Origin of the sequence: Nocardioides alcanivorans, assembly GCF_021555175.1 — a bacterium.
Taxonomy (GTDB): domain Bacteria; phylum Actinomycetota; class Actinomycetes; order Propionibacteriales; family Nocardioidaceae; genus Nocardioides; species Nocardioides alcanivorans.
On record NZ_JAKGRW010000054.1, the window covers coordinates 120,001 to 145,742 of the forward strand.

The window sequence follows — 25,742 nt, forward strand, 5'->3', positions numbered from 1 at the left end:
GCGGAGTGATCTATCCATGGGCAGGTTGAAGCGCGGGTAAGACCGCGTGGAGGACCGAACCCACTTAGGTTGAAAACTGAGGGGATGACCTGTGGATAGGGGTGAAAGGCCAATCAAACTCCGTGATAGCTGGTTCTCCCCGAAATGCATTTAGGTGCAGCGTCGCGTGTTTCTTGCCGGAGGTAGAGCACTGGATAGCCGATGGGCCCTACAAGGTTACTGACGTTAACCAAACTCCGAATGCCGGTAAGTGAGAGCGCGGCAGTGAGACTGCGGGGGATAAGCTCCGTAGTCGAGAGGGAAACAGCCCAGACCATCAGCTAAGGCCCCTAAGCGGTGACTAAGTGGAAAAGGATGTGGAGTCGCACAGACAACCAGGAGGTTGGCTTGGAAGCAGCCATCCTTGAAAGAGTGCGTAATAGCTCACTGGTCAAGTGATTCCGCGCCGACAATGTAGCGGGGCTCAAGTCATCCGCCGAAGCTATGGCATTCATGCGTATACATTAGCCGCCCTTGAGGTTGGTTCAGTGGTGTGGATGGGTAGGGGAGCGTCGTGTGGGCAGTGAAGCGCCGGAGTGATCCAGGTGTGGAGGCCACACGAGTGAGAATGCAGGCATGAGTAGCGAATGAAGAGCGAGAAACTCTTCCGCCGAATGATCAAGGGTTCCAGGGTCAAGCTAATCTGCCCTGGGTAAGTCGGGACCTAAGGCGAGGCCGACAGGCGTAGTCGATGGACAACGGGTTGATATTCCCGTACCGGTGAAGTAACGCCCATGATGAATCAGTGATGCTAACCGCCCAAAAGCATCCTTATCCCTTCGGGGAGGGGGTGTGGCTGCGCGGGACCCGAACTGGTAGTAGTCAAGCGATGGGGTGACGCAGGAAGGTAGTCCAACCACAGCGATGGTTGTCTGTGGCCAAGGGTGTAGGGCGAGAGGTAGGCAAATCCGTCTCTCATGTGCCTGAGACCTGATGGGGAGCCAATTGGTGAAGTGGATGATCCTATGCTGTCGAGAAAAACCTCTAGCGAGTTATGAGCCGCCCGTACCCCAAACCGACTCAGGTGATCAGGTAGAGAATACCAAGGCGATCGAGTGAACCATGGTTAAGGAACTCGGCAAAATGCCCCCGTAACTTCGGGAGAAGGGGGGCCCGGAACGTGACCCCACTTGCTGGGTGAGCGGGAAGGGCCGCAGAGACCAGGCCCAAGCGACTGTTTACTAAAAACACAGGTCCGTGCGAAGTTGTAAGACGATGTATACGGACTGACTCCTGCCCGGTGCTGGAAGGTTAAGGGGACCTGTTAGAACTTCGGTTCGAAGCGGAGAACTTAAGCCCCAGTAAACGGCGGTGGTAACTATAACCATCCTAAGGTAGCGAAATTCCTTGTCGGGTAAGTTCCGACCTGCACGAATGGAGTAACGACTTGGGCGCTGTCTCAACCATGGACTCGGCGAAATTGCATTACGAGTAAAGATGCTCGTTACGCGCGGCAGGACGGAAAGACCCCGGGACCTTTACTATAGTTTGGTATTGGTGTTTGGTTCGGCTTGTGTAGGATAGGTGGGAGACTGTGAAGCATTCACGCCAGTGAGTGTGGAGTCATCGTTGAAATACCACTCTGGTCGTACTAGATGTCTAACCTAGGTCCGTTATCCGGATCAGGGACAGTGCCTGATGGGTAGTTTAACTGGGGCGGTTGCCTCCTAAAATGTAACGGAGGCGCTCAAAGGTTCCCTCAGCCTGGTTGGCAATCAGGTTTTGAGTGTAAGTGCACAAGGGAGCTTGACTGTGAGACAGACATGTCGAGCAGGGACGAAAGTCGGAACTAGTGATCCGGCGCTGGCATGTGGAAGCGGCGTCGCTCAACGGATAAAAGGTACCCCGGGGATAACAGGCTGATCTTCCCCAAGAGTCCATATCGACGGGATGGTTTGGCACCTCGATGTCGGCTCGTCGCATCCTGGGGCTGGAGTAGGTCCCAAGGGTTGGGCTGTTCGCCCATTAAAGCGGCACGCGAGCTGGGTTTAGAACGTCGTGAGACAGTTCGGTCCCTATCCGCCGCGCGCGCAGGAAACTTGAGAAAGGCTGTCCCTAGTACGAGAGGACCGGGATGGACGAACCTCTGGTGTGCCAGTTGTTCCGCCAGGAGCACGGCTGGTTGGCTACGTTCGGAAGTGATAACCGCTGAATGCATCTAAGCGGGAAGCATGTTTCAAGATGAGGTTTCCCACCGGGTTAACCGGGTAAGGCCCCCAGTAGACGACTGGGTTGATAGGCCGGAGGTGTACAGCAGTAATGCCTAGCCGACCGGTACTAATAGGCCGAGGGCTTGTCTTCTTACTTCTTTTTTGTTTCGCGTCCACTGTTTGGTTCTGGGACAACAACCAACCCCAGTTATATGTTGGTTGAATAGTGTGCCCGTAGAGTTACGGCGGCCATAGCGTCAGGGAAACACCCGGCTCCATTCCGAACCCGGAAGTTAAGCCTGACAGCGCCGATGGTACTGCAACCGCGAGGTTGTGGGAGAGTAGGACGTCGCCGGACATACTTTTGATGTGGGTCACCCCCGAGATTCAACTCTCCGGGGTGGCCCACTTCGCATTTGTCGGCCATAGTTGGTCGAGACGTTGTCAAGAGAGGAAGTCGCCACCATGCCCAGCAGTCAACGACCCAATGGACCGCGGCGAGGCGGTGGCGACGGACGGCGTGAGGGGCGTCCGGAGCGTGGTGGCCGGCCGAGCGCTGGTCGCTCGGGAGACGAGTCCCGCGGTCGGGGCCCCAACAAGGACGGCTCGAAGCCAGGGGAGCGTCGCAGCAGCAGTGCGCGTCGTGACGACCGGCCCACCGGTGGTCGGCGTGACGACCGACGCGATGACCGCAAGGGCGGCGACCGTCCCGGGCGCAAGAGCGATTGGAAGCGTCCGTCCTCCGATCAGCGTCCTCGCTCGGAGGAGCAGGCCCGCTACGACGGTCCGGAGTTCCCCGAGGAGATCACGGGCAAGGAGCTCGACCGCTCGGTGGCCCAGCAGCTGCGGGGACTGCCCGAGAAGTTGGCCCAGCGTGTCGCCAGGCACCTGGCTGCGGCTGGCATGCTCATCGACTCGGATCCGAAGACGGCCTACCAGCACACGCTGGCGGCGCGGGCGCGCGCTGCGCGGATCGCCGTTGTGCGTGAGGCCTGCGGTGAGGCGGCCTACGCAGCCGGGGAGTACGCCGAGGCGCTGTCGGAGCTGCGTGCCGCCAAGCGTATGAACGGCGTCACCGCGTACCTGCCCATCATGGCGGACTGCGAGCGGGCCCTGGGGCGGCCCGAGCGGGCGCTTGAGCTGGCGAAGAGTCCGGCGATCAAGAACTTCGAACCCGCCGCCAAGGCGGAGATGACCTTGGTCGAGGCCGGCGCGCGCCGAGACATGGGCAACGTCGACGCTGCTCTCCGCATCCTCGAGAATGCGCCGCTGTCGACGAAGACGCGTGCTTCGTGGGTGGTTCGCCTCCGTTACGCCTACGCGGAGACCCTGCTGGAGGCGGGGCGCAACGAGGAGGCCCTCAGTTGGTTCCACCGCACGGTGGCCATCGACGGTGAGGACCTGACGGATGCCGCCGCCCGCGCCTCCGAGGTGGAACGACTGATCGGCTGAGCTCCTCTGCCTCGTCCGCTGTTCTCCGGCCCAGGTGAGTGAGCCGGAGTTGCAGTGTTGCCTGTGGATCGCCGGGCGCGGTCCACAGGTCTGGTGGGACCCGGGCTCGGCGCCGGTGGGTTCGGGCACCGTGGTGCTCGGAGGTGGTGCACATGCACAACGAAGTGGTCCTCGAGGGCGAGTTGCCCAAGGATCCGGTCGAGCGAGAGCTGAAGACCGGGGAACGCGTCTGGCTGTTCCAGGTGGCGGTTCCGCAGGTCTCCGGTGAGGGGCACGACCGGGTCGACTGCTCAGTGCGGTCGGGGCGGATGCTCCGGGTCGTGGCGGCGTGGCGTGCCGGGGACCGGGTGCGGATCGTGGGACACCTACGGCGACGGTTCTTCACAGCGGGCGGAGTGAGCCGCTCCACGCTGGAAGTCAGCGTGCAGACCGGCCGTCGGGCACGGCGCGCAGCTGCCGCATGATGACGCCGATGTGCGGTTTCGGCTGGAACGAGCTCGCCTTCTGGGGGAGCAGGTGACCAGAGCGCGCCGACTCCGCCACCTGGGCGAAGGACGGGGACGGCAACAGCACCGCGGTCGCCGTGCGCGCCCGCCCCATGGCTTCGCTCGCCGAGTGGTGGTGTCCGACGGTCTCGGGCAGCACCTCCCAAGCAGGCAGCAGGCTTTCGTGGAGCCATCTCACCAGGAGGCCCACCGGTTGACGCGGGCGCAGGGTGCCCCAGGCGGCGCCGTCGTGCAGCACCAGTGCTCGGTCCAGGTGGGCCAGGGCCTGGTGACTGGTCGGCTGGCTCGTCCAGTCGGCATCGAGCAGCTCAGCGGTGCGAGCCACGGTCGCGAGTGAGAGCCGGGGCACGGTGCGGTGGATCGCTCCCAGCTGGAGCGGGGTGTCGGTCTGGTCGACCACCATCACCAGCGTCTGTGCCCAGTCGCTGCCGGGGTGGAGGCGCCGGAGCCGTTGAGCCGCCTCGAAGCGGTGGTGGCCGTCGGCGATCACCAGGTGGGCGTCACGTAGGGCACTTCGCACCACGTGCTCGGCGTCGTTGCTCCGGATCTGCCAGAGCCGGTGGAGCTGATCGGCCCGGTCCGTGTAGACGAAGTGGGGCGGTTCGGCGGTGGTGCTGTCGAGGACCGTACGGATGTCCGCCGGTCCCTCGTGGATCAGCAGGATCGGAGCGGGGTTGAGTTGCATTGCGCCCATCCGCTCGACCAACTGCTCGACCTGGGCGACGTTGACGTCCTCGTGCGGATGTACGTGCTCGGTCGCCGTCGCGAGTTCGAGAGCGCCCACGATCCCGCGCACCGTGACACCGTGCGAGGTGTATTCGTGCACATACAGGGCGGGCTCCCGATCACGCGCGAGCCGTCCCCGGGCGCGCCACTCGCGGATACGGGCCGGGACGGATCGATAGGGTCGGGACAAGATCCGGTGTGCCACCGGGTCACCGACGTGGCTGTCGGCGAGCCGGAGCGCGCGGAAGCCGGTCAGCACAAAGGCGTCCCCGACGGCGTACTCGTCCATTCTGACGATCGTAGGGGGCGGCACACAGAAGCGTCGCCACTGCGTGGGACCCACGGCGTGGCGTGGACAGATCAGGAGGAGACACGCGTGGCCGAGACACCGGGGTTGCTCATCGACGGGTTCGATCACTTGCTGCTCGACCTGGACGGCTGCGTCTACGAAGGCCCTCGAGCGGTGCCCGGGGCGGTGCCTGCACTGGCGCGGGCGCGAGCGCAGGGTGTGACCCTGAGCTTCGTCACGAACAACGCCGGGCGTACCCCCGCCCAGGTGGCTGCGCACCTCGTGGAGTTGGGCATCGACGCCGGTCCCGATGACGTGGTCACGTCAGCGCAGGGCGCCGCCGCACGACTGGCGGAGCTGGTGCCCCCGGGTTCGCCGGTCTTCCTGGTCGGAGGCGAAGGGCTGCTCCGCGCGCTGGAGGAGGTCGGCCTGCGTCCGGTGAGCCGACTCGACGACGATCCGGTCGCGGTGGCCTCGGGATTCGGACCGGAGCTGCCGTGGCAACGGATCGTCGACGCGGGCATCCTCCTGCGCCTGGGGCTGCCGTGGGTGGCGGGCAACGCCGACATGACCTTTCCCACGGGCAACGGACTGGCGCCAGGACACGGCGCGCTCGTCGAACTGCTCGAACGCTTCAGTGACCGACGCGCCGAGGTGACCGGCAAACCGGCGCCCGGGCTGTTCCTGGAAGCGGTACGACGCCGAGGTGGTCGCCGACCACTGGTGATCGGCGATCGCCTCGACACCGACATCGCGGGGGCCCGTGCGGCGGGGCTGCCGTCGCTGCTGGTGATGACCGGGGTGACCGGTCCCAACGACCTGGCGGCGTGCCCGGTCGAGTCGAGGCCGACCCATGTGGGTGCGGATCTCGGTGCGCTCCACCTGCCGGTCGGGGAAGCTCGGTGGGACCCGCCCACGGTGGGCGAGGTGCGCCCGGCATCGTCCGATGCGGGCGGTAGCGTGGTGCCATGACCCAGGACAGCCACCCCACCCCCGAGACCGACCCAGTGGTCGCGCCCGTGGAGTTCTCCGCTGGTGTCCCGGTGACCGGCGACGAGGCGGTCGACGCCGTGCTCGCCGACGTGGTGGCTGCTGCTGACCAGCCGCTCGAGGAGCACGTGGGCGTCTTCGAGCGCGCCCATGAGGGTCTCCGTGCCGCACTCGACTCGCGCGGGGCGTGACCGGGTGCCGCGTCGTCTTCGCCTCGATGCCGAACTGGTCCGCCGCAAGCTGGCCCGCTCGCGCGAGCACGCCTCCGAACTCATCGCTGCCGGTCGGGTGACGGTGCAGGGCGCCCCAGCGACGAAGCCTGCCACCGGCGTGACCACCGATGCGGCGATCGTGGTGCGCGAGGATCCCGACCGTCCTGACTACGTCTCGCGCGGTGGCCACAAGCTGGCCGGTGCCCTCGAGGACTTCGCCGCGCTCGGGTTCGGTGTCGAGGGGCGACGGGTGCTGGACGCCGGCGCCTCCACAGGCGGCTTCACCGATGTGCTCCTGCGCAGTGGAGCCAGCGAGGTCGTGGCCGTCGACGTGGGCTACGGCCAGCTCGCCTGGTCCCTGCAACAGGACGAACGGGTCCGGGTGCACGATCGCACCAACATTCGCGAGCTCACCCCTGAACTCATCGGTGGTCCGGTCGACGCGGTGGTGGGCGACCTCTCCTTCATCTCGCTGGTGCTCGTGCTCGACTCGCTGCTGTCGGTCGTGAGCGACGAGGCCGACCTGGCCCTGATGGTGAAACCCCAGTTCGAGGTGGGCAAGGAGCGCGTCGGCAAGGGCGGTGTGGTCCGCGACCCCGATCTGCGGGTCGAGGCCGTGCAGGCAGTCGCTCGTGCGGCCTCGGCGCGTGGTTGGGGCGCCCGGGCCGTCACGACCAGCTCGTTGCCCGGCCCCTCGGGCAACGTGGAGTTCTTCCTCTGGCTGCGTCGAGGCCCTGCGGTCCTCGACGACGAGCTCCTCACCGAGGTGGTTCGCAACACCACCCGGCTCGCCTCTGGTGAGAGGGTGGAGACGTGACCGACCGACGCAGAGTGTTCCTGATCGCCCACACCGGTCGTGACGACGCACGCACGGTCGCCCGAGACTGCTGCAAGCGTCTGGTCGACCAGGGCATCGGCGTGCGCCTGCTGCGCACGGAGGCCGCCGCCCTCGACCTCGACGCCCTCATCGACGAGCCGGCGCTGCAGAGCGTCGACCCCGGCCCCGGCCTGTCAGTGGGCTGCGAGCTCGTGGTGGTCATCGGTGGCGACGGCACCATCCTGCGCGCTGCCGAACTGACCCACGGCGACAACACCCCACTGCTGGGCGTCAACCTCGGACACGTCGGTTTCCTTGCCGAGGCCGAGTCCGACGCCGTCGAGGACACCATCGCGGCGATCATCGACCAGCACTACACGGTCGAGGACCGGCTGACCATCGACGTGAAGGTCTTCCAGGGCAAGGAGGTGGTCTCCACCACCTTCGCGCTCAACGAGGCGAGCGTCGAGAAGGCCGCTCGTGAGCGGATGCTCGAGGTCGTCGTCGAGATCGACGACCGCCCGCTCTCCCGTTGGGGCTGCGACGGTGTCGTGCTGGCGACGCCCACCGGCTCCACGGCCTACAACTTCAGTGCCGGCGGCCCCGTGGTGTGGCCCGGTGTGGAGGCGCTCCTCATGGTGCCGTTGAGTGCCCACGCGCTCTTCGCGCGGCCGCTGGTCGTCGCTCCCACCTCCATGCTCGCGGTGGAGGTGCTCTCCGGCACCGAGGGCGCCGGCGTGCTGTGGTGCGACGGCAGGAGGACCGTCGACCTGCCGCCGGGCGCCCGCATCGAGGTCCGACGTGGTGCCCACCCGGTCCGCCTGGCGCGACTCCACCAGGCACCCTTCACCGATCGACTGGTCGCCAAGTTCGACCTGTCCGTCGAAGGATGGCGGGGTGCGGCCGAACGTCGTCGCCGCGGGGCCGGCGCATGATCGAAGAGATCCGGATCCAGTCCCTGGGCGTCATCGAGTCCAGCACCATGGAACTGGGTCCGGGGCTGACGGTGATCACCGGTGAGACCGGCGCCGGCAAGACGATGGTGGTGACCGCACTCGGTCTGCTGCTGGGCGGACGCGCGGACTCGGGCGCGGTGCGCACCGGTGCCACGCGGGCTCGGGTGGAGGGGATCGTCGACGCCACGGCGCTGGCGCGGTTCCGCGGTTCCGTCGAGGAGTCCGGGGAGTGGTCGAGGACGGCCGGGTACTCCTGGCCCGCAACATCGCGGCCGAGGGGCGTTCGCGCGCCTTCGCCGGCGGCGCGTCGGTGCCGGTGACCCGGCTGGCAGAGCTGGCCGAGCCGCTCGTCGCCGTGCACGGTCAGTCCGACCAGCACCGGTTGCTGCGGCCGGCAGCCCAGCGCGACGCCCTCGATCGGTTCGGTGGCGCGAGGCTCGAGAAGCTGCTGAAGCAGTGGCGCGAGACCCACCGCACGCTCAGGGAGGTCGAGGCCGAGCTCGACGACACCGTCAACCACGCTCGCGAGCGGGCCCAGGAGGCCGACCTGCTCCGCTTCGGCCTGGAAGAGATCGAGGCTGTCGGTCCCGTCCCCGGAGAGGACGCCGACCTCGCTGCCGAGGAGTCCCGGCTCAGCTTCGCCGACACGCTGCGGGCCGCTGCCGAACAGGCCCGTGAGGCACTCTCCGCCGAGGAGGAGGCCCCGGACGCGCTCGGCGCGGTGGGCGTGGCCCGCAGGCTGCTCGACGGCGTACGCGACCACGACCCGGACGTGGCCGCACTCAGCGACCGTCTGGCCGAGGTCAACTACCTGCTGGCCGACGTCGCGGCAGAACGTGGCGTCCTACGCTGCCGGTATCGACACCGATCCCCGCCGACTGGCCGGAGTCTCCGAGCGGCGCGCGGCGTTGACGGCGCTCACCCGCAAGTACGGCGAGACGATCGACGAGGTGCTGGCCTGGGCAGAGCAGGGCAGCAAGCGACTGCTCGACCTGGACCAGACCGACGACCGGGTCGCGGCACTGCGGGCTCGCCGCTCCGCGCTGCGCTCGGCGCTGGTCGACACCGGGACGGCCCTGTCGAAGCTGCGCACCAAGGTCGCCACTGAGCTCGCCGAGACCGTCACCGATGAGCTGACGAAGCTGTCGATGCCCCACGCCCGCCTCCAGATCGTCGTGACCCAGACCGAGGTCGACGCCCCGGCCGACCCGGAGGTCGTCGGGACGCCGCTGGCGGTCGGCAAGCGGTGGCTGCGGATCGGGTCCCACGGTCTCGACGACGTCGACCTTCAACTTGCGGCCAACACCGGTTCCGAGCCTCGCCCGCTCGCGAAGGGCGCCTCCGGGGGCGAGCTCTCCCGCGTCATGCTGGCGCTGGAAGTGGCGCTGGCCGGCACCAGCCCGGTGCCCACGTTCGTCTTCGACGAGGTCGATGCCGGCGTCGGTGGCAAGGCGGCGGTCGAGATCGGGCGGCGGCTCGCCGCGCTGGCCCGGAGCGCACAGGTGCTCGTGGTGACCCACCTGCCCCAGGTCGCAGCCTTCGCCGATCGCCACGTGGTGGTCGCGAAGTCCAGTGACGGCACGGTGACGACCTCCGGACTCACCGTGCTCGGCGCTGACGACCGGGTCCGGGAGCTCTCCCGGATGCTGGCTGGCATGGAGGAGAGCGACACTGCGCTCGCGCACGCCCGAGAGCTCCTCGAGGTGGCACAGAACGACCGGGCCTGAGAGGGCGCGCTGCTGAGCCCCGGTGCCGTCGGATCCGATGCGATCCCCACCACGTCCGCGTGGCCCCCGGAAACGACCCACCTTCGCGTGTCACGATGGCGCCGCCATGAGACTCACCAAGCAGCGTCACTCGCCCGAGCTTCCGGGGATCGTCGGCGTCGCGCGCGTGGACCGGCGTACGGCGGCCCTGCTGCCTCGCCTGCAACGCGGCGACATCGCGGTCATCGACCACCTCGACCTCGACCGCACGACCGCCCAACGCCTGGTCAACGCCCAGGTTGGCGCGGTCGTCAACGTCTCCCGGTTCGTCTCCGGCCGTCACCCGGCTCGCGGCGCGGGGGTCCTGATCGAGGCCGGTATCCCGCTCGTCGACCAGGTGCCTGCAGCAGAGGCCGCCCGGATCCGGGATGGGGCCAGGTTGCGACTGCACGGCGGCGAGGTGCACTCCGCGGAGGAGCTGCTCGCCTCGGGCGAGGAACTCACCGCCGAACGGCTCGCGGAGGAGCTGGAGGGTGCCCGTGCGGGTCTGCCCAGCCAACTCGCGACCCTCACCCACAACACCACCGAGTTGCTCCGCCGCGAGGAGCGACTGCTGTTGCACCGCGAAGGGCTGCCGCGCGTCGGCAGCACGTGGGCAGGCAACCCGGTGCTGGTCGTGAGCCCGGGCCCCACCGTCGCCGAGGAGCTGCGGGGGCTGAAGCCGTGGCTCAAGCAGCAGCCGGTCACGGTCGTGGCAGTCGGTGCTGCCGCCGAGGCCGCGACCAAGGCCGGCCGCAAGGTCGACGTGCTGGTGCTCGCCGCGGGCGACCTCGAGCTGGTGTCGGCGAAGGCTCTGCGCGCCGCCGGCGCCGTGGTGCGGGTGGGCGCGCCCGGCGAGGCCGAGATCGAGTCCTTGACCCGTCTCGGGGTGCGTGCCCAGGTCTTCGACACGTCGGTCGGTGCGCACGAGGCTGCCCTCGTGATGGCGGTCGCTGGTGACGCCACCGTGGTGGTCTCGGCTGGTCATCACGCCGACGTCGCCACTTTGCTCGACCGTCAGGGATCTGGCCCGTCCGCGCTCCTGGGGCGACTCGCCGTCGGCGACCGGCTCGTTGATGCCGAGGTGCTCCCGCAACTGTGGAGTGGCCACGTCCGCTCCTGGCACCTGTGGCTGGTGCTCCTCGTCGGTCTGCTGGCGGTTGCCGCCGCCGTGCTCGTGACTCCCGTGGGCCAGGACTGGTGGGACCAGCACGGCCGCGATCTCTTCGATTCGATGCAAGGACTGTTCCGATGATCTCCTTCCGCCAGCACGTCGTCTCCCTCGTTGCGGTCCTCGTCGCCCTGGCGGCCGGGGTCGCGCTCGGGGGTGGGCCGCTCTCCGACATCGGCCGGACCGCGTCGCCCGAACTGCGAGCCGAGAACGACGACCTGCGCGCCGACTTGAAGGCGGCCAACGGCGCGGGTGAGGTGGCCGACGAGCTCCTCACTGCCCACGCAGCCAAGGTCGCTGCCGGCACGCTCAAGGATCTGCGCATTGCCCTGGTGACCCTTCCGGGGGCGCCGGAGGAGGCGATCGTCGGCGTGGACCGATCCGTGCGCCAGGCCGGTGGCACCGTCGTCGCGACCTACGGTCTCGAGGCCAAGGCGTATGACGCGTCCGGCAAGTCGCTCGTCGACACGCTGGGCAGTCAGCTCGCCGACGGGTTGGATGCCGTGCCAGCAGAGGCGACCACCTATGAGCGACTGGGCGCCATCATCGCTGCCGCGATCGTCGGGGCCGATGACACGGCCACTTCGGTGACCAGCAGCTTGACCTCTGCGGAGCTCATCACGGTCTCCGACGAGGCAGCTGCCGCCGACCTCGTGGTCGTGATCGCGGGGAGAAGGCCTCGAACGTCGAGGCCGAGGCGCTCGCCGACCTGCTCGGCGGCCTGGATGCAGGGGTGGACGGAAGCGTCGTCGCCGCCACGTCCGCATCGGCCGACTCCGGTCTGCTCAATCGGCTTCGCGACGACGCCGACTGGGCCTCCGTGGGCACGAGCGTCGACTCGGTCCAGACCGCTTCGGGCCAGCTCAACGTGGTGCTGGCGCTCGCGGCGGACGCCGCGGGCGGCTCGGGCCACTTCGGCGCGCTGGGCGCTGACGGAGCCGTCCCCAGCAGTTGATCCGGCGCGCCACGTGGTGGGGTGTCCCAAACCGTCCGGGGGACCGGTACACTGGAATCCCGTAGTGGACGGTGACAAATCACCAGTCTCAACGTCTGATCGCGGGAGTTTTCCTTGGGCACAGTGCCGACCAAGCATGTCTTCGTCACCGGAGGCGTTGCGTCTTCGCTCGGCAAGGGGCTCACCGCCTCGAGTCTGGGCAGTCTGCTGAAGTCCCGCGGACTCCGGGTCACCATGCAGAAGCTCGATCCCTATCTCAACGTGGATCCGGGCACGATGAACCCGTTCCAGCACGGCGAGGTGTTCGTGACCGAGGACGGAGCGGAGACCGACCTCGACATCGGGCACTACGAACGCTTCCTCGACACCAACCTCAACCAGATCGCCAACGTCACCACGGGGCAGGTCTATTCGTCGGTGATCGCCAAGGAGCGCCGCGGCGACTATCTCGGTGACACGGTGCAGGTCATCCCGCACATCACCAACGAGATCAAGGACCGGATCCTCGCCATGGGCGGCGACGACGTCGACGTGGTCATCACCGAGGTCGGCGGAACGGTCGGCGACATCGAGTCGCTGCCGTTCCTCGAGGCGGCCCGTCAGGTGCGCCACGACGTGGGTCGCGACCGGGTGTTCTTCATCCACGTCTCGCTGGTGCCCTACATCGGCCCGTCCGGAGAGCTGAAGACGAAGCCCACCCAGCACTCCGTGGCCGCGCTGCGTCAGGTCGGCATCCAGCCCGACGCGATCGTGTGCCGTTCCGATCGTGAGCTGCCCGACTCCATCAAGAAGAAGATCGCGCTCATGTGCGACGTCGACGTCGAGGCCGTGATCAACTGCGCCGACGCCCCGTCGATCTACGACATCCCGAAGGTCATCCACCGTGAGGGCCTCGACGCCTACTTGGTGCGCCGTCTCGACCTGCCCTTCCGTGATGTCGACTGGACCGTGTGGGACGACCTCCTCCGCCGGGTGCACCACCCCAAGGAGGACATCACCGTCGCACTGGTCGGGAAGTACATCGATCTCCCCGACGCCTACCTCTCGGTCGGCGAGGCCTTGCGTGCCGGCGGATTCGCGCACGAGGCGAAGGTGCACCTGCGCTGGATCCCCTCCGACGAGTGCGAGACCGACGCCGGTGCCGCCAAGCACCTCGAGGACGTCGACGCCGTCTGCGTGCCCGGCGGCTTCGGGATCCGCGGTATCGAGGGCAAACTGGGCGCGCTGAAGTATGCCCGCACCCACGGCATCCCGACGCTCGGTCTGTGCCTCGGCCTGCAGTGCATGGTCGTCGAGTACGCGCGCAACGTAGCCGGCATCGCCGGTGCCGGCTCCACCGAGTTCGACCCCGCGACCACTGAACCTGTCATCGCCACGATGGAGGAGCAGAAGAACTTCGTCGAGGGTGCGGGCGACCTGGGCGGCACCATGCGACTCGGCTCCCAACCGGCCCAGCTGGTTGCGAGTTCCGTCGTCGCCACGGCCTACGGCGCCACGTCCGTCACCGAGCGGCACCGGCACCGCTACGAGGTCAACAACTCCTACCTGCCGCAGCTGACCGAGGCGGGCCTGGTCGTCTCGGGCACCCATCCGGACTGGGGACTCGTGGAGTTCGTCGAACTCCCCGCCGACGTCCACCCCTACTACGTCGCCACGCAGGCTCACCCGGAGCTCAAGTCGCGTCCCACCCGCCCGCACCCGCTCTTCGCGGGGCTGGTCGGTGCGGCGATCGAGCGTCAGCGTGAGTTGCGCATCCCGATGGACGAGTCGCAGCTGCACCGGGTCGAGGAAGACACCGAGGAGTGACGTGGCGCTGATCGGCGACACCCCGGAGTCGTGGCCGGTCGATTCATCGACCTACCTGCACCGCGACGACTGGGTGGTGGCGTTCCGCTCCGACCAGGTACGCACGCCGCAGGACCCTGACGCTCCGTCCTTCCGTCGTCTCGTGGTCGAGCATCCCGGCGCCAGCGTGGCCATGGCGGTCGACGCCGACGACCGGGTGTTCTGCCTCAAGCAGTACCGGCACCCCGCGCAGATGCGTTTCCTGGAGTTCCCCGCCGGCGTCATGGACGCTGCCGGCGAGGACCCGAAGGACGTCGCGGTGCGCGAGCTGCGCGAGGAGGCCGAGCTCGAGGCCGGGCGCTGGACCCACCTGCTGTCGGTGTGGGCCACCCCGGGCATCTCCGCCGAGCGGCACCACCTCTTCCTGGCCGAGGAGCTCTCGACCGCGAGTCGAGGAGACTTCGCCCTGCACCACGAGGAGGCCGACATGGAGTCCCTCTGGGTGCCCTACGCGGAACTCCTGGACGGGGTGCTTGACGGCACCGTCAGCGACGCCCCGGTGGCGCTCGCGGTGCTGGCGCTGCACGCTCGACGACTGCGGGGGCAGTGAGCTGGAGCGCGACGACCTGGTGCGGGTGGTCCGTACCTACCTCGATCACCTCGCCGTGGAGCGCGGCCTGGCCGACAACACGCTGAGTGCCTATCGACGTGATCTGCGGCGCTACCGGGAATTCCTCGAGAGCCGTGGCATCACCCGGCTCGGGGCGGTCACGGAGCAGACGGTGGCCGACTTCCTCACTGCGTTGCGCGAGGGCGACGCCGACCATCCGGCGTTGGGCGTGACGTCGGCGGCCCGCACCCTCGTGGCTGCCCGTGGCTTCCACAAGTTCGCGGTGGGCGAGGGAGTCGTCGAGACCAATCCGGCGGCCGCCGTCAAACCGCCGACCCCCGACAAGCGCCTCCCGAAGGCGTTGCCGCTGCCCGACGTCGAGGCGATCCTCGATGCTGCGGGCGCGCCGGGCACGCAGTTGGCGTTGCGTGATCGGGCCCTGCTCGAGGTGCTCTACGGCACCGGGGCCCGGATCTCGGAGGCCGTGGGTCTCGATGTCGACGACATCGACACCCACGACGCCACCGTGCTGCTGCGTGGCAAGGGCAGCAAGGAGCGGTTGGTGCCCATCGGCTCCTTCGCGCTCGAGGCGGTCGACGGCTACCTGACGCGGTCGCGTCCTGCACTGGCCACCAGCGCCTCGCCGACGGGTGCCCTCTTCCTGAACGCTCGCGGTGGCCGGCTCTCACGGCAGAGCGCGTGGACGGTGCTGGTCAAGGCCGCTGAGCGCGCCGGGGTCACCGTCGACGTCTCGCCCCACACCTTGCGCCACTCCTTCGCCACCCACCTGCTGGAGGGCGGCGCCGACGTACGCGTGGTGCAGGAGCTGCTCGGTCACGCGTCGGTGACCACCACCCAGATCTACACCCTCGTCACCGTCGACAGCCTCCGCGAGGTCTTCGCGACCGCCCATCCGAGAGCGCAGCGATGAACGCCCCACACCTAGGCAAACGACTGGTCGCCCCCGGCAACCCCGACGGCGTGTACGACGCCTTCCTGGGCTGGGTCGAGGACCTCGGGCTGGGGCTGTATCCCCACCAGGACGAGGCGATCATGGAGATCGTCGCCGCCAACAACGTGATCCTCGCGACGCCGACCGGTTCGGGGAAGTCGATGGTCGCCACGGCGGCCCAGTTCTGGGCACTGTGCGAGGACAAGGTCAGCTTCTACACCGCGCCCATCAAGGCGCTGGTCAGTGAGAAGTTCTTCGCCCTCTGTGCCGCCTTCGGGGCCGACAACGTCGGCATGCTCACCGGGGACGCCTCGGTGAACCCCGATGCCCCCATCATCTGCTGCACTGCCGAGGTCCTCGCCAACATCGCCTTGCGGGAGGGCGAGACTGCCGACGTCGGCCTGGTGGTGATGGACGAGTTCCACTACTACTCCGAACCCGATCGCGGTTGGGCGTGGCAGGTCCCGCTGCTGGCGTTGCCCCAGGCGCAGTTCGTGCTCATGTCGGCGACCCTCGGCGACGTCACGTTCTTTCTCGAGGACCTGACCAGGCGCACCGGCCGGGAGTCGGCGCTCGTCGACGACGCCGAGCGCCCGGTGCCCTTGTCGTTCAGCTGGTCACTGACGCACCTGGGCGAGACCCTCAGCGAGTTGGTGGCGACCAAGCAGGTGCCCGCCTATGCGGTGCACTTCACGCAGAAGGACGCCGTCGAGCACGCCAACTCGTTGGTGGCCGCGAAGTTCGCCGATCGCGAGCAGCGCGACGCGATCAACGAGGAGATCGGTGCGTTCCGTTTCGGAGCCGGCTTCGGAAGGGTCCTGTCCAAGATGCTGCGCAGCGGCGTCGGCGTGCACCACGCGGGGATGCTGCCCAAGTACCGTCGGCTCGTCGAGCAACTGGCCCAGAAGGGTCTGCTCACCGTCATCTGTGGCACCGACACCCTGGGGGTCGGCATCAACGTGCCGATTCGCACGGTGCTGTTCACCGGGCTCGCCAAGTTCGACGGCACCCGCCAGCGGATCCTGCGGACCCGGGAGTTCCAGCAGATCGCCGGGCGTGCGGGCCGGGCCGGTTACGACACCGCCGGGTACGTCGTCGTCCAGGCGCCGGAGCACGTCATCGAGAACGAGGCAGCCAAGGCGAAGTCGGCGGCCAAGAACGCCAAGGACCCCAAGAAGAAGAGCAAGCCACACCTCAAGAAGCCGCCCGAGGGCACGGTGGTGTGGACCGAGCAGACCTACGACAAGCTGGTCGAGGGCAAGCCGGAGGCGCTGGTCTCGCGCATGAAGGTGGACAACTCGATGCTGCTCAACGTGGTCGCGCGCGAGCGCGACGCGTTCCAGGTGATGCGGCAGCTGCTCCGCGACAACCATGAGGACGCCAAGCAGCAGGTGCGGCTGCAGCGGCGCGCGCTGCGGTTGGCGCGCTCGTTGGTGGAGTCCGGCGTGCTGGTGCGGTTGGACGAGGTGGATGAGTACGGCCGCCGCTACGTCCTGACTGATGCGCTCCCGGAGGACTTCGCCCTCAACCAGCCCCTGGCGCACTTCGCGCTGGAGGCCTTCTCGGTGCTCGACCCCGAGGCTCCCGAACATGCACTCGACCTGGTCTCCGTCGTCGAGTCGGTGCTCGACAGTCCGCGTCAGGTGCTCTTCGCCCAGCAGAACTCGGCGCGGGGAGAGGCCGTTGCGGAGATGAAGGCCGACGGGATCGAGTACGAGGAGCGGATGGCGCTGCTCGAGGAGATCACCTGGCCCAAGCCGTTGTCGGAGCTGCTCGAGGCGACCTTCGCGATCTATCGCACCGCCCACCCGTGGCTGCCCGAGGACGCCCTCGAGCCGAAGTCCATCGTGCGGGAGATGTTCGAGCAGGGCTACAGCTTCACCGAGTTCGTGAGCCGTCACCAGCTCGCTCGCTCCGAAGGCCTGGTGCTGCGTTATCTCACCGATGCCTATCGCACGCTGCGCCATACGGTGCCCGAGAGTCGTCGGACCCCGGAGTTCGAGGAGCTCGTGGAGTGGCTGGGGGAGACGGTGCGCCAGACCGACTCCAGCCTGCTCGACGAGTGGGAGGCGTTGACCGATCCGGACCTGGCTGCCGCCGCCATCCGTGACGAGGCGCCGCCCCCGCCGCGCCCCCTCTCGCAGCGTGAGCGCGCCTTCTCCGTGATGATCCGCAACGCGATGTGGCGGCGCGTTGACGCGGCTGCTCGCGACGACCTGGATGCGTTGATCCGCGGTGAGCGCGCCACTGCGGATCTCTTCGAGCCTCCCCGCGAGGTGCTGATGACCCGCTCGAAGTGGGACGAGGCCCTGGAGGCCTACTACGCCGAGCACGACGAGATCCGCACCGACGCGGACGCCCACGGGCCGTCGTACCTGCAGGTGGAGAGGGCCGGCGACGTGTGGCAGGTGCGCCAGACGTTGGCCGACCCCGAGGATCACCGTGACTGGGTGATCGAGGCCGAGGTCGACGTCGTCGCATCGGATTCGTTGGGTGAGGCCGTGGTGACCGCGACCGCAATGCGGCGGTTTGACGGAATCTGATCAAGGTTGGGGCAACCCCTGCCTTGTTCGCCGCCGCGCTGGCGGCCTACAGTCTGACGCAGGCACGGCCACAAGTCGCCGTGTCGACAAACAGCAGACGGGAGTGCATCGATGAGCAGTGGCGGACCGCCCCATGGCTTCTCCGGAAACCCAACTGGTGCCGCTCCTGCAATGCCGCCACGGGGCCCCGTCCCCACCCCTCATCGAGACGAGCCACTCTTGAACGACCCGATCCCGTTTCCCGACGTGACGCCTGCCGAGGCGAAGCTCGGTCCCACCGGCCGTCCGATGCCGGTGATCCCGGAGCCGAAGCCGGTCGCCAGCCATGGCAACGCGCGGATCATCTCGATGTGCAACCAGAAGGGCGGCGTCGGCAAGACCACGACCACCATCAACCTGGGTGCGGCCCTCGCTGAGTTGGGCCGCAAGGTGTTGCTCGTCGACTTCGACCCGCAGGGTTCGCTGTCGGTCGGACTCGGCCTCAACCCGCACGAGATGGACCTGACGGTCTACAACCTGCTGATGGAGCCCGACGTCACCTTCGACGAGGTCGTCGTGCCCTCCGGCGTGCCGGGCGTCGACCTGCTGCCCTCCAACATCGACCTGTCGGCGGCCGAGGTGCAACTGGTGCACGAGGTCGCCCGGGAACAGACCCTGCAGCGGGTGCTGGAGCCGGCCGTCAGTCAGTACGACGTGATCCTCATCGACTGCCAGCCCTCCCTCGGACTGCTGACCGTCAACGCCCTCACCGCCTCCGACGGCGTGATCGTGCCGTTGGAGTGCGAGTACTTCGCACTGCGAGGGGTCGCGCTGCTGAAGACGACGATCGACAAGGTCAAGCAGCGGCTCAACCCTCGCCTGCACATCGACGGCGTGCTCGGCACCATGTTCGACGGCCGCACGCTGCACAGCCGCGAGGTCATGGACCGACTGGTCCAGGCCTGGGGCGACACCGTGTTCCACACCGTCATCCGCCGCACCGTGAAGTTCTCCGACTCCACCGTCGCCGGCGAACCGATCACCTCCTACGCCTCCAGCTCGCCCGGCGCCGAGTCCTATCGCCAGCTGGCCAAGGAGGTGTTGGCGCGTGTCGAGACGGGTGAGCCTGCCCGCAGCTGACGACCTCTTCCGGCCCACGTCGAGCCATGAGCCGGCCCCCGCACCCGATCCGGCGCCCGCAGCGCCGGAGGCCGGGAAGAAGTCGGCCGGACGGACGACGGGTCGGATCCGCCATGACGAGAAGATGACCGTCTACATCTCCTCCGACGAGTTGTTCGAGATCGAGCAGGCCCGACTGGCGCTGCGGCGTGACCACAAGTTGGCGGTCGACCGTGGCCGACTGGTGCGTCAGGCGGTGGCGCTCGCGCTGGCCGACCTCGAGGAGCACGGCGAGGACAGCCAGTTGGTGCAGCGCCTGAGGGAGCCGTGACCGACGCCGCGGTGGAGCCCGAGGCGGCCACCGGCGGGTTCGCGGTCACCCTCGACAACTTCGAGGGGCCCTTCGACCTGCTCCTGCAGCTGATCTCCAAGCACAAGCTGGACATCACGGAGGTCTCACTCTCGACGGTCACCGACGAGTTCATCGCGCACGTCAAGGCCGGTGGCCCGGTGTGGGACCTCGAGCAGACGACATCGTTCCTGCTCGTCGCGGCGACCTTGCTCGATCTCAAGGCTGCACGGCTGCTGCCGCAGGCGGAGGTGGAGGACGAGGAGGATCTCGCCCTGCTCGAGGCCCGCGACCTGCTCTTCGCACGGTTGCTGCAGTACAAGGCGTTCAAGCAGGTGGCTGGTGTGTTCGAGGGTCGACTGGCCAGCGAAGGACTGCGCCATCCACGCGCCGTCGGCCTCGAGGAGCGCTTTGCCCGATTGCTGCCCGAGGTGCTCATCGGCATCGGGCTCGAGCAGTTCGCGGCACTGGCGGCGAAGGCGCTCGAGCCGAAGCCGGAGCCGGAGGGCGTGAGCCTGCACCACATCCATGCCCCGGCGGTTTCGGTGCGGGAGCAGGCGACGATCGTGGTCGAGCGGCTGCGGTTCGGCGGCACCCTCACCTTCCGGTCCCTGTGCAGCGACTCGCCCGACACGCTCACCACGGTGGCCAGGTTCCTGGCGCTGCTGGAGCTCTTCCGCGAAGGTGCGGTCGGCTTCGATCAGATGACACCGCTGGGGGAGCTCAATGTGCGCTGGACCGGCGGCGACGACGACGCCATCGCCGACATCGACGAATTCGAGGGAGCGCCCCAGGAGGCGCCCACAGACCGGGAGGCGCAGTCGTGACGGACATCGAGACCGACGAGCTGGTCGAGGAGACCCCGCTGCCCCAGTTGCATCCGTCGCTCGAGGCAGTGTTGATGGTGGCCGACCAGCCGCTCGACCAGCTGACCCTGGCGACCGCCGTCGGGCACCCGGTGGATGCCGTCGTGGCAGCGTTGGAGGAGCTCGCCGCCGACTACACGGAGCAGGGACGTGGCTTCGAGCTGCGCAACGTCGCCGGAGGCTGGCGCTACTACACCCGTGAGGAGCACGCCGGCGTCGTCGAGACCTTCGTCCTCGAAGGACAACAGTCGCGGCTCACCCAGGCGGCCCTGGAGACACTGGCCGTGGTGGCCTACAAGCAGCCCGTCTCGCGCGCCCGGGTCTCGGCGATCCGGGGTGTCAACGTCGACGGCGTGATGCGCACCCTGCTGGCCCGCGGCCTGGTCGAGGAGGCCGGCGCCGACGAGGAGACCGGGGCGAACCTCTATCGCACCAGTTCCTACTTCCTCGAGCGCATCGGCATCACCTCGCTCGACGACCTGCCCGAGCTGGCTCCGTTCCTGCCCGACATGGAGGACATGGAGGACGACCTCCTCGCCTTCTCCGGAGGCAGCACGGAGACCCCCGTTGCCGAGCCGAGCGCGACCTCTGATGAGGTGGTTGCGACCGACGCCGCCGGGGCAGCGGTGAGTGACGACGTACGGGGGTGGGGAGTGATCCCCGAGACCGACGAGGACGGACTGATCCGTCTGCAGAAGCTGCTGGCCCAGTCGGGGGTGGCCTCGCGCCGCAAGTGCGAGGAGCTGATGCTCTCCGGTGTGGTCGAGGTCGACGGAGAGATCGTCACTCGACTCGGCACCAAGGTCGACCCGCGCACTGCGGTGATCCGCGTCGACGGGCTGCGGCTGCCGCCGATCAGTCCCAACGCCTACCTGGTGCTCAACAAGCCGCGGGGCGTCGTGTCGACGATGTCCGATCCCGAGGGACGGCCGACGATCAGCGACTACGTGGCCGAGCGGCCGGAGCGGCTCTTCCACGTGGGCCGGCTCGACACCGACACCACCGGTCTGCTGCTGCTCACCAACGACGGCGAGTTCGCGCACCGGATGGCGCATCCCTCCTACGAGGTCGACAAGACCTATGTCGCCGAGGTCGACGGCGAAGTCTTCCGCAGCACGTTGAAGAGGTTGCGCGAGGGCGTGGTGCTCGAGGACGGCCCGGTGCAGGTCTCCCAGGTGCGCGTCGTCGAGACCGGCCGTGGTGCCGCGCAGGGCCGCAGCATCGTCGAGCTCGTGATCCACGAGGGTCGCAACCGCATCGTCCGGCGGTTGCTGGCGGAGGTCGGCCACCCGGTACGTCGCCTCACCCGCACCCGGTTCGGCCCGGTGAGCCTGGGGCGGCTCCCCGAGGGCGAGATGCGTGATCTCACCAAGGACGAGCTCGGCACGCTGTTGGACGCTGCCAAGCTCTGAGGCCCGTCACTGAGGCCGCCGTCCCACTTCGTTGCACGTGCAGCGGCGGACCCGGTATAGCCTTGCACCCGCCCGACCGCCCACCGATCCGAGGAGCTTGAGAGTGCTCGACCGCGCCCTCACCGGCCCCGTCCGGGTCATCGGCACCGGCCTGCTCGGCACGTCCGTCGCACTGGCGTGCCGCCAGCGCGGGCTCGACGTGTTGCTCTCGGACACCGCGCGCGAGCACGTGCGCACTGCTTCCGGTCTCGGCGCCGGACGCAGTGACGACGGGACGCCGCCGCAGCTGGTCGTGGTCGCAGTGCCGCCGGACCTGCTCGGCGCGACGATCGTTGCCGCGCTCACCGAGACCGATGCCGTCGTGACCGATGTCGGCAGCATCAAGTCGCGCCCGCTCGCGGAGGTGCGTGCCGACGTACCTGCCGAGGCGCTGGCGCGTTATGTCGGCAGTCACCCCATGGCGGGCAGCGAACGCTCCGGCCCGCTTGCGGCCTCGGCTGCCCTCTTCGAGGGCCGACCGTGGGCGATCACCGCGCACGAGTCGGCAAGTCCCGACGCAGTGGCGCTGGTGCGCGAGCTCGTCGACCTGTGCGGCGCGGTGCCGTTCGAGTTCGGCCCGGAGGAGCACGACCGGGCGGTGGCTCGGGTCTCCCACCTGCCCCACCTGATGTCGGCGCTCACCGCCGGACGGCTCGCTGGTGCGCCAGCGGGACACCTTGCCCTCTCCGGCCAGGGGTGCGTGACGTGACCCGGATCGCGGGAAGCGACCCCACTTTGTGGAAGCAGATCATCACCGGCAACGCCGAGGCGCTGGCCGAGCTCCTCGACGACGTCGCCGGCAAGCTCACGGAACTGCGGGAGATCGTGGTGTCCGCCGATGCCGAGGCGCTGGCCGTGCTGCTGGCCGAGGGGTGGCGGGCACCCAGGCGATCCCCGGCAAGCACGGCGGTCCGGCCCGACCGACGACGGGCGTCTTCGTCTCCGTGCCCGACCATGCGGGGAGCTGGCGCGGCTCTTCGCCGACGCCGGCGCCGACGGGGTCAACATCGAAGACGTGCACATCGACCACGATCCGGGCCGTCCGGTGGGTCTCGTCGAACTCGTGGTGGCGGCCGAACAGGCCGAGCACCTGGTGTCGTCGCTCACGGCGCGCGGTTGGAGCGTCCAGCCCTGAGCGTGCCGGTGACCGTGTGGGTTCACGTCGGGGCAGGTCGAACGGTGCTTTGTCGGTAGGCTACGGCGGAACCAGAGCGCCATCCCCGAGGAAGTAGGCACCGCGTGAACAGCCAGGCCCGCAAGATCGTCATCGCCATCGACGGGCCGTCGGGTTCGGGCAAGTCCAGCACCTCGCGTGGCACCGCGACGCGGCTGGGAATGCGCTACCTCGACACGGGGGCGATGTTTCGGGCGATGACCTGGTGGATGCTCGAGAGCGGCATCGACGTGCATGACGGCGAGGCCGTGGCGACCGCCGCGGGACGTCCGTCGATCGTCTCGGGTACCGACCCGCAGGCGCCGACGATCACGGTCGACGGCACCGACGTCGCGGTGGCGATCCGCGGTGAGGCCGTCACCGGTGCCGTCAGCCCGGTGAGCGCCGTACCCGCAGTGCGCACCCGGCTGCTGGAGTTGCAGCGGGAGGTCATCGGCGCGGGCGACATCGTCGTCGAGGGGCGCGACATCGGCTCCGTGGTGTGGCCCCAGGCCGAGGTCAAGGTCTACCTGACTGCGGACCCCGCCGCCCGTGCCGCACGTCGTGCGCTGGAAGAAGGGGGCAGTGATGTCGCCGCGACCCAGCAGTCCCTGCTCGCCCGCGACCGGATCGACTCGGGTCGAGCGACCGCCCCGTTGACGATGCCTGACGGTGCGCACCACATCGACACCACGGACTTCACGCTGGACGAGGTGATCGACCAGGTGGTCGCCCTGTCCGAGGCGGTCAAGGATCGGGCGTGACCTCGGGCGACCTTCCGCACACGCATGGCGTGCCGCTGCCGGCACGGCGGTTGCTGCACCGGGGTCGTCCGGCCTCGCGGCGGATCATCGAGTCCTGGTGGGACGTGCACGTGCATCGTGCCGAGCTCGTGCCCACGACCGGACCGGTGATCGTCGCCGGCAACCACATCGGCGTCGCAGACGGACCGTTGCTCGCCATCCTGGGACCGAGACCGGTGCACGCGTTGACGAAGCGCGAGATGTTTGACAAGGCGGGCGGGTTCTTCCGTGCCAGTGGCCAGATCCCCCTGGATCGGGAGCACGCGGACCCCAGGGCGGTGAAGATGGCGGTGGCAGTGCTGCGCGACGGCGGTTGCGTGGGGATCTTTCCGGAGGGCACCCGCGGTCCGGGCGACTTCCCGCGGTTCCACAGCGGCGCGGCGTACCTGGCACTGGTGACCGGGGCGCCCGTCGTACCCGTCTCGTTCTTCGGCACCCGGGATCCGGGTGCCGGCAGCAGTTCCGTGCCACCGCGTGGTACCCGCGTCGACATGGTGCACGGGGAGCCCTTCCGGGTCGCCGCCACACCGTGGCCGAGGACACGGGAACAAGTCGATGCCACCACGACGTTGCTCAAGGAGCACATGGTGGCGCAATTGGAGGCAGCGCAATCCCTGACCGGGCGTCTCCTGCCCGGGCCGCTGCCCACAGACCACCCCGATGACGGCAGAACTCCGTCAGGACGAGGAGCATGATGAACGACCAGATCGAGCCTGTCAGCGACCAGACGGGACCTACGCCCGTGTTGGCCGTGGTGGGTCGCCCCAACGTGGGCAAGTCCACGCTGGTCAACCGGATCATCGGCCGTCGCGAGGCGGTCGTCGAGGACCGTCCCGGCGTCACGCGTGACCGGGTCTCCTACGACGCCAACTGGAACGGGCGCGCTTTCACCGTCGTCGACACCGGCGGTTGGGACCCCGACGCCCGTGGCCTCGCCGAGCGGATCGCCGCACAGGCGGAGATCGCCGTCAGCCTCGCCGACGCCGTGCTCTTCGTCGTCGACGCGACCGTGGGCATCACCGACGCCGACGAGGCCGTCGTGAAGATCCTGCGCAAGGCCGACAAGCCCGTGGTGTTGGCCGCCAACAAGGTGGATGCGCAGCACCTCGAGAACGAGGCCTACGGTCTCTGGAACCTCGGCCTGGGCGAGCCGCACCCGATCTCCGCGGCGCACGGCCGCGGCACCGGCGACCTGCTCGACGCCGTGCTCGAGGCGCTCCCGGAGACCCCGGAGCACGGCTTCGGTGAAGTCGGTGGTCCGCGCCGTGTCGCGCTGGTCGGCAAGCCCAACGTCGGCAAGTCGTCGCTGCTCAACAAGCTTGCGGGGGAGGAGCGGGTGGTCGTCGACAACGTGGCGGGCACCACCGTCGATCCTGTCGACGAGCTGATCCAGCTGGGCGGCAAGGAGTGGCGGTTCATCGACACCGCCGGCATCCGCAAGCGGGTCAAGGAGGCGTCGGGCCACGAGTACTACGCCTCCCTGCGTACGGCGAGCGCCATCGAGCGCGCGGAGGTCGCGGTGCTGCTGGTCGACGGCTCGATGTCGATCTCGGAGCAGGACCAGCGCATCATCCAGACCGTGCGCGACGCCGGCCGCGCGTTGGTCATCGCGTTCAACAAGTGGGACCTCGTCGACGAGGAGCGCCGCTACTACCTGGACCGCGAGATCGAGCGCGAGCTGGTGCAGGTGCAGTGGGCGCCGCGGATCAACATCACGGCTCGCACCGGGTGGCACGTCGACCGGCTGGTGCCGGCGATCGAGCGTGCGCTGGAGGGTTGGGAGACCCGGATCTCGACCGGCCAGCTCAACGCCTTCCTGGGGCGTCTGGTCCAGGAACACCCGCACCCCGTGCGCGGCGGCAAGCAGCCCAAGATCCTCTTCGGCACGCAGGCGCAGAGCGCGCCCCCGACGTTCATCCTCTTCACCAGCGGCAAGCTGGACGCCGGCTACGAGCGCTTCATCGAGCGCCGCCTGCGTGAGGAGTTCGGCTTCGTGGGTACGCCGATCGAGCTGCAGGTGCGCCCGCGCGAGAAGCGCAAGCGCACCTGACCCCTGCCCCGGTTTGCACTCCTGACCAGGCTCTGGGGTAAGGTTCACTCGCTCCTTGAGGGTGGTCTTCGGGC

Annotated in this window: 25 protein-coding genes, 2 rRNA genes and 1 pseudogene (1 of these 28 running past the window's edge); 27 read left to right on the plus strand and 1 reads right to left on the minus strand. The window is 68.4% G+C overall.

Features of this window, described 5'->3' with window-relative positions:
• The 4 genes from L1066_RS23325 to L1066_RS23340 form a co-directional block, all read left to right on the plus strand.
• Nucleotides 1-2,340, plus strand: a 23S ribosomal RNA gene (locus L1066_RS23325); it begins 768 nt to the left of the window's first position.
• Between the two features lie 90 nt (nucleotides 2,341-2,430).
• Nucleotides 2,431-2,547 (plus strand): 5S ribosomal RNA (rrf, locus tag L1066_RS23330).
• Nucleotides 2,548-2,654: 107 nt separating this feature from the next.
• Entirely contained in the window at nucleotides 2,655-3,641 is a 987-nt protein-coding gene (locus L1066_RS23335) for a tetratricopeptide repeat protein (protein WP_235738746.1), read from the plus strand.
• A 152-nt stretch (nucleotides 3,642-3,793) separates the two neighbouring features.
• Nucleotides 3,794-4,105, plus strand: a complete 312-nt coding sequence (locus L1066_RS23340) for a single-stranded DNA-binding protein (RefSeq protein WP_235738747.1) — start codon at nucleotides 3,794-3,796, stop codon at nucleotides 4,103-4,105.
• On the opposite strand, the gene L1066_RS23345 is transcribed toward L1066_RS23340, so the two are convergent.
• Nucleotides 4,059-5,162, minus strand: a complete 1,104-nt coding sequence (locus L1066_RS23345) for a DUF1015 family protein (RefSeq protein WP_235738748.1) — start codon at nucleotides 5,160-5,162, stop codon at nucleotides 4,059-4,061. The genes L1066_RS23340 and L1066_RS23345 overlap by 47 nt on opposite strands.
• Before the next feature lie 87 nt (nucleotides 5,163-5,249).
• On the opposite strand from L1066_RS23345, the gene L1066_RS23350 reads away from it, so the two are divergent.
• The 23 genes and pseudogenes from L1066_RS23350 to der all read left to right on the plus strand — a co-directional run bounded on the left by L1066_RS23350 (nucleotide 5,250) and on the right by der (nucleotide 25,668).
• Nucleotides 5,250-6,134, plus strand: coding sequence for an HAD-IIA family hydrolase (locus tag L1066_RS23350; protein WP_235738749.1), 885 nt, complete (start codon nucleotides 5,250-5,252; stop codon nucleotides 6,132-6,134).
• Nucleotides 6,131-6,343 (plus strand): hypothetical protein, encoded by a 213-nt coding sequence (locus L1066_RS23355; RefSeq protein ID WP_235738750.1) that lies wholly within the window; start codon nucleotides 6,131-6,133, stop codon nucleotides 6,341-6,343. The genes L1066_RS23350 and L1066_RS23355 overlap by 4 nt, the downstream gene beginning before the upstream one ends.
• Complete coding sequence (locus tag L1066_RS23360) at nucleotides 6,303-7,181, plus strand: TlyA family RNA methyltransferase (protein WP_235738751.1); 879 nt, start codon at nucleotides 6,303-6,305, stop codon at nucleotides 7,179-7,181. Before L1066_RS23355 ends, L1066_RS23360 begins: the two co-directional genes overlap by 41 nt.
• Nucleotides 7,178-8,116 carry an NAD kinase gene (locus L1066_RS23365; protein WP_235738752.1) on the plus strand — a complete coding sequence of 313 codons (939 nt, stop codon included), beginning with the start codon at nucleotides 7,178-7,180 and terminating at the stop codon, nucleotides 8,114-8,116. The genes L1066_RS23360 and L1066_RS23365 overlap by 4 nt, the downstream gene beginning before the upstream one ends.
• The gene (locus tag L1066_RS28170; RefSeq protein ID WP_312008640.1) at nucleotides 8,113-8,457 is read left to right on the plus strand and encodes an AAA family ATPase; all 345 of its coding nucleotides are present in this window, start codon (nucleotides 8,113-8,115) and stop codon (nucleotides 8,455-8,457) included. Before L1066_RS23365 ends, L1066_RS28170 begins: the two co-directional genes overlap by 4 nt.
• Complete coding sequence (locus L1066_RS28175) at nucleotides 8,367-9,245, plus strand: DNA repair protein RecN (RefSeq protein ID WP_312008642.1); 879 nt, start codon at nucleotides 8,367-8,369, stop codon at nucleotides 9,243-9,245. Before L1066_RS28170 ends, L1066_RS28175 begins: the two co-directional genes overlap by 91 nt.
• Before the next feature lie 40 nt (nucleotides 9,246-9,285).
• The gene (locus tag L1066_RS28180) at nucleotides 9,286-9,864 is read left to right on the plus strand and encodes a DNA repair protein RecN (protein WP_312008670.1); all 579 of its coding nucleotides are present in this window, start codon (nucleotides 9,286-9,288) and stop codon (nucleotides 9,862-9,864) included.
• Nucleotides 9,865-9,970: 106 nt separating this feature from the next.
• Nucleotides 9,971-11,137: a putative cytokinetic ring protein SteA gene (gene steA / locus L1066_RS23375; RefSeq protein WP_235738753.1), complete on the plus strand. Its 1,167-nt coding sequence runs from the start codon at nucleotides 9,971-9,973 to the stop codon at nucleotides 11,135-11,137.
• Nucleotides 11,134-12,219: a copper transporter gene (locus L1066_RS23380; protein ID WP_235738754.1), complete on the plus strand. Its 1,086-nt coding sequence runs from the start codon at nucleotides 11,134-11,136 to the stop codon at nucleotides 12,217-12,219. Before steA ends, L1066_RS23380 begins: the two co-directional genes overlap by 4 nt.
• Nucleotides 12,132-13,814, plus strand: a complete 1,683-nt coding sequence (gene pyrG / locus L1066_RS23385; RefSeq protein ID WP_235738755.1) for a CTP synthase — start codon at nucleotides 12,132-12,134, stop codon at nucleotides 13,812-13,814. The genes L1066_RS23380 and pyrG overlap by 88 nt, the downstream gene beginning before the upstream one ends.
• A 1-nt stretch (nucleotide 13,815) precedes the next feature.
• Nucleotides 13,816-14,403, plus strand: a complete 588-nt coding sequence (locus L1066_RS23390) for an NUDIX domain-containing protein (RefSeq protein WP_235738756.1) — start codon at nucleotides 13,816-13,818, stop codon at nucleotides 14,401-14,403.
• A gap of 16 nt (nucleotides 14,404-14,419) precedes the next feature.
• Entirely contained in the window at nucleotides 14,420-15,334 is a 915-nt protein-coding gene (gene xerD, locus L1066_RS23395; protein WP_512699734.1) for a site-specific tyrosine recombinase XerD, read from the plus strand.
• Nucleotides 15,331-17,898, plus strand: a complete 2,568-nt coding sequence (locus L1066_RS23400) for a DEAD/DEAH box helicase (RefSeq protein WP_235738757.1) — start codon at nucleotides 15,331-15,333, stop codon at nucleotides 17,896-17,898. The genes xerD and L1066_RS23400 overlap by 4 nt, the downstream gene beginning before the upstream one ends.
• A gap of 171 nt (nucleotides 17,899-18,069) precedes the next feature.
• Nucleotides 18,070-19,017 carry a ParA family protein gene (locus tag L1066_RS23405; RefSeq protein WP_446499927.1) on the plus strand — a complete coding sequence of 316 codons (948 nt, stop codon included), beginning with the start codon at nucleotides 18,070-18,072 and terminating at the stop codon, nucleotides 19,015-19,017.
• On the plus strand, nucleotides 18,986-19,327 hold the full coding sequence (locus tag L1066_RS23410; RefSeq protein WP_235738758.1) for a hypothetical protein: 342 nt from the start codon (nucleotides 18,986-18,988) through the stop codon (nucleotides 19,325-19,327). The genes L1066_RS23405 and L1066_RS23410 overlap by 32 nt, the downstream gene beginning before the upstream one ends.
• On the plus strand, nucleotides 19,324-20,172 hold the full coding sequence (locus L1066_RS23415) for a segregation and condensation protein A (protein WP_235738759.1): 849 nt from the start codon (nucleotides 19,324-19,326) through the stop codon (nucleotides 20,170-20,172). Before L1066_RS23410 ends, L1066_RS23415 begins: the two co-directional genes overlap by 4 nt.
• The gene (gene scpB, locus L1066_RS28185) at nucleotides 20,169-21,623 is read left to right on the plus strand and encodes an SMC-Scp complex subunit ScpB (protein ID WP_312008647.1); all 1,455 of its coding nucleotides are present in this window, start codon (nucleotides 20,169-20,171) and stop codon (nucleotides 21,621-21,623) included. The genes L1066_RS23415 and scpB overlap by 4 nt, the downstream gene beginning before the upstream one ends.
• 103 nt (nucleotides 21,624-21,726) lie before the next feature.
• Entirely contained in the window at nucleotides 21,727-22,371 is a 645-nt protein-coding gene (locus tag L1066_RS23430) for a prephenate dehydrogenase/arogenate dehydrogenase family protein (protein ID WP_312008649.1), read from the plus strand.
• Nucleotides 22,368-22,469: pseudogene (locus tag L1066_RS27280) on the plus strand (prephenate dehydrogenase dimerization domain-containing protein); the annotation flags it as partial. The gene L1066_RS23430 and the pseudogene L1066_RS27280, both read left to right, overlap by 4 nt.
• 31 nt (nucleotides 22,470-22,500) lie before the next feature.
• Entirely contained in the window at nucleotides 22,501-22,797 is a 297-nt protein-coding gene (locus tag L1066_RS23435; protein WP_235738793.1) for a hypothetical protein, read from the plus strand.
• A 104-nt stretch (nucleotides 22,798-22,901) separates the two neighbouring features.
• On the plus strand, nucleotides 22,902-23,579 hold the full coding sequence (gene cmk / locus L1066_RS23440) for a (d)CMP kinase (protein ID WP_235738760.1): 678 nt from the start codon (nucleotides 22,902-22,904) through the stop codon (nucleotides 23,577-23,579).
• A complete protein-coding gene (locus L1066_RS23445; protein WP_235738761.1) occupies nucleotides 23,576-24,313 on the plus strand; it encodes a lysophospholipid acyltransferase family protein in 738 nt (245 codons plus the stop codon). The genes cmk and L1066_RS23445 overlap by 4 nt, the downstream gene beginning before the upstream one ends.
• A complete protein-coding gene (gene der, locus L1066_RS23450; protein WP_376707727.1) occupies nucleotides 24,313-25,668 on the plus strand; it encodes a ribosome biogenesis GTPase Der in 1,356 nt (451 codons plus the stop codon). Before L1066_RS23445 ends, der begins: the two co-directional genes overlap by 1 nt.
• Nucleotides 25,669-25,742 lie beyond the last annotated feature (74 nt).

Bases quoted from the DNA above. Each gene is read 5' to 3' on its own strand.
- L1066_RS23355 (WP_235738750.1), top strand. From the start codon at position 6,131: ATGACCCAGGACAGCCACCCCACCCCCGAGACCGACCCAGTGGTCGCG.
- L1066_RS23360 (WP_235738751.1), top strand. From the start codon at position 6,303: ATGAGGGTCTCCGTGCCGCACTCGACTCGCGCGGGGCGTGACCGGGTG.
- L1066_RS23335 (WP_235738746.1), top strand. From the start codon at position 2,655: ATGCCCAGCAGTCAACGACCCAATGGACCGCGGCGAGGCGGTGGCGAC.
- L1066_RS23340 (WP_235738747.1), top strand. From the start codon at position 3,794: ATGCACAACGAAGTGGTCCTCGAGGGCGAGTTGCCCAAGGATCCGGTC.
- L1066_RS23405 (WP_446499927.1), top strand. From the start codon at position 18,070: ATGCCGCCACGGGGCCCCGTCCCCACCCCTCATCGAGACGAGCCACTC.
- steA (WP_235738753.1), top strand. From the start codon at position 9,971: ATGAGACTCACCAAGCAGCGTCACTCGCCCGAGCTTCCGGGGATCGTC.
- L1066_RS28180 (WP_312008670.1), top strand. From the start codon at position 9,286: ATGCCCCACGCCCGCCTCCAGATCGTCGTGACCCAGACCGAGGTCGAC.
- L1066_RS23435 (WP_235738793.1), top strand. From the start codon at position 22,501: ATGCCGAGGCGCTGGCCGTGCTGCTGGCCGAGGGGTGGCGGGCACCCA.
- L1066_RS23400 (WP_235738757.1), top strand. From the start codon at position 15,331: ATGAACGCCCCACACCTAGGCAAACGACTGGTCGCCCCCGGCAACCCC.
- L1066_RS28170 (WP_312008640.1), top strand. From the start codon at position 8,113: ATGATCGAAGAGATCCGGATCCAGTCCCTGGGCGTCATCGAGTCCAGC.
- L1066_RS23345 (WP_235738748.1), bottom strand. From the start codon at position 5,162: ATGGACGAGTACGCCGTCGGGGACGCCTTTGTGCTGACCGGCTTCCGC.
- der (WP_376707727.1), top strand. From the start codon at position 24,313: ATGAACGACCAGATCGAGCCTGTCAGCGACCAGACGGGACCTACGCCC.
- L1066_RS23380 (WP_235738754.1), top strand. From the start codon at position 11,134: ATGATCTCCTTCCGCCAGCACGTCGTCTCCCTCGTTGCGGTCCTCGTC.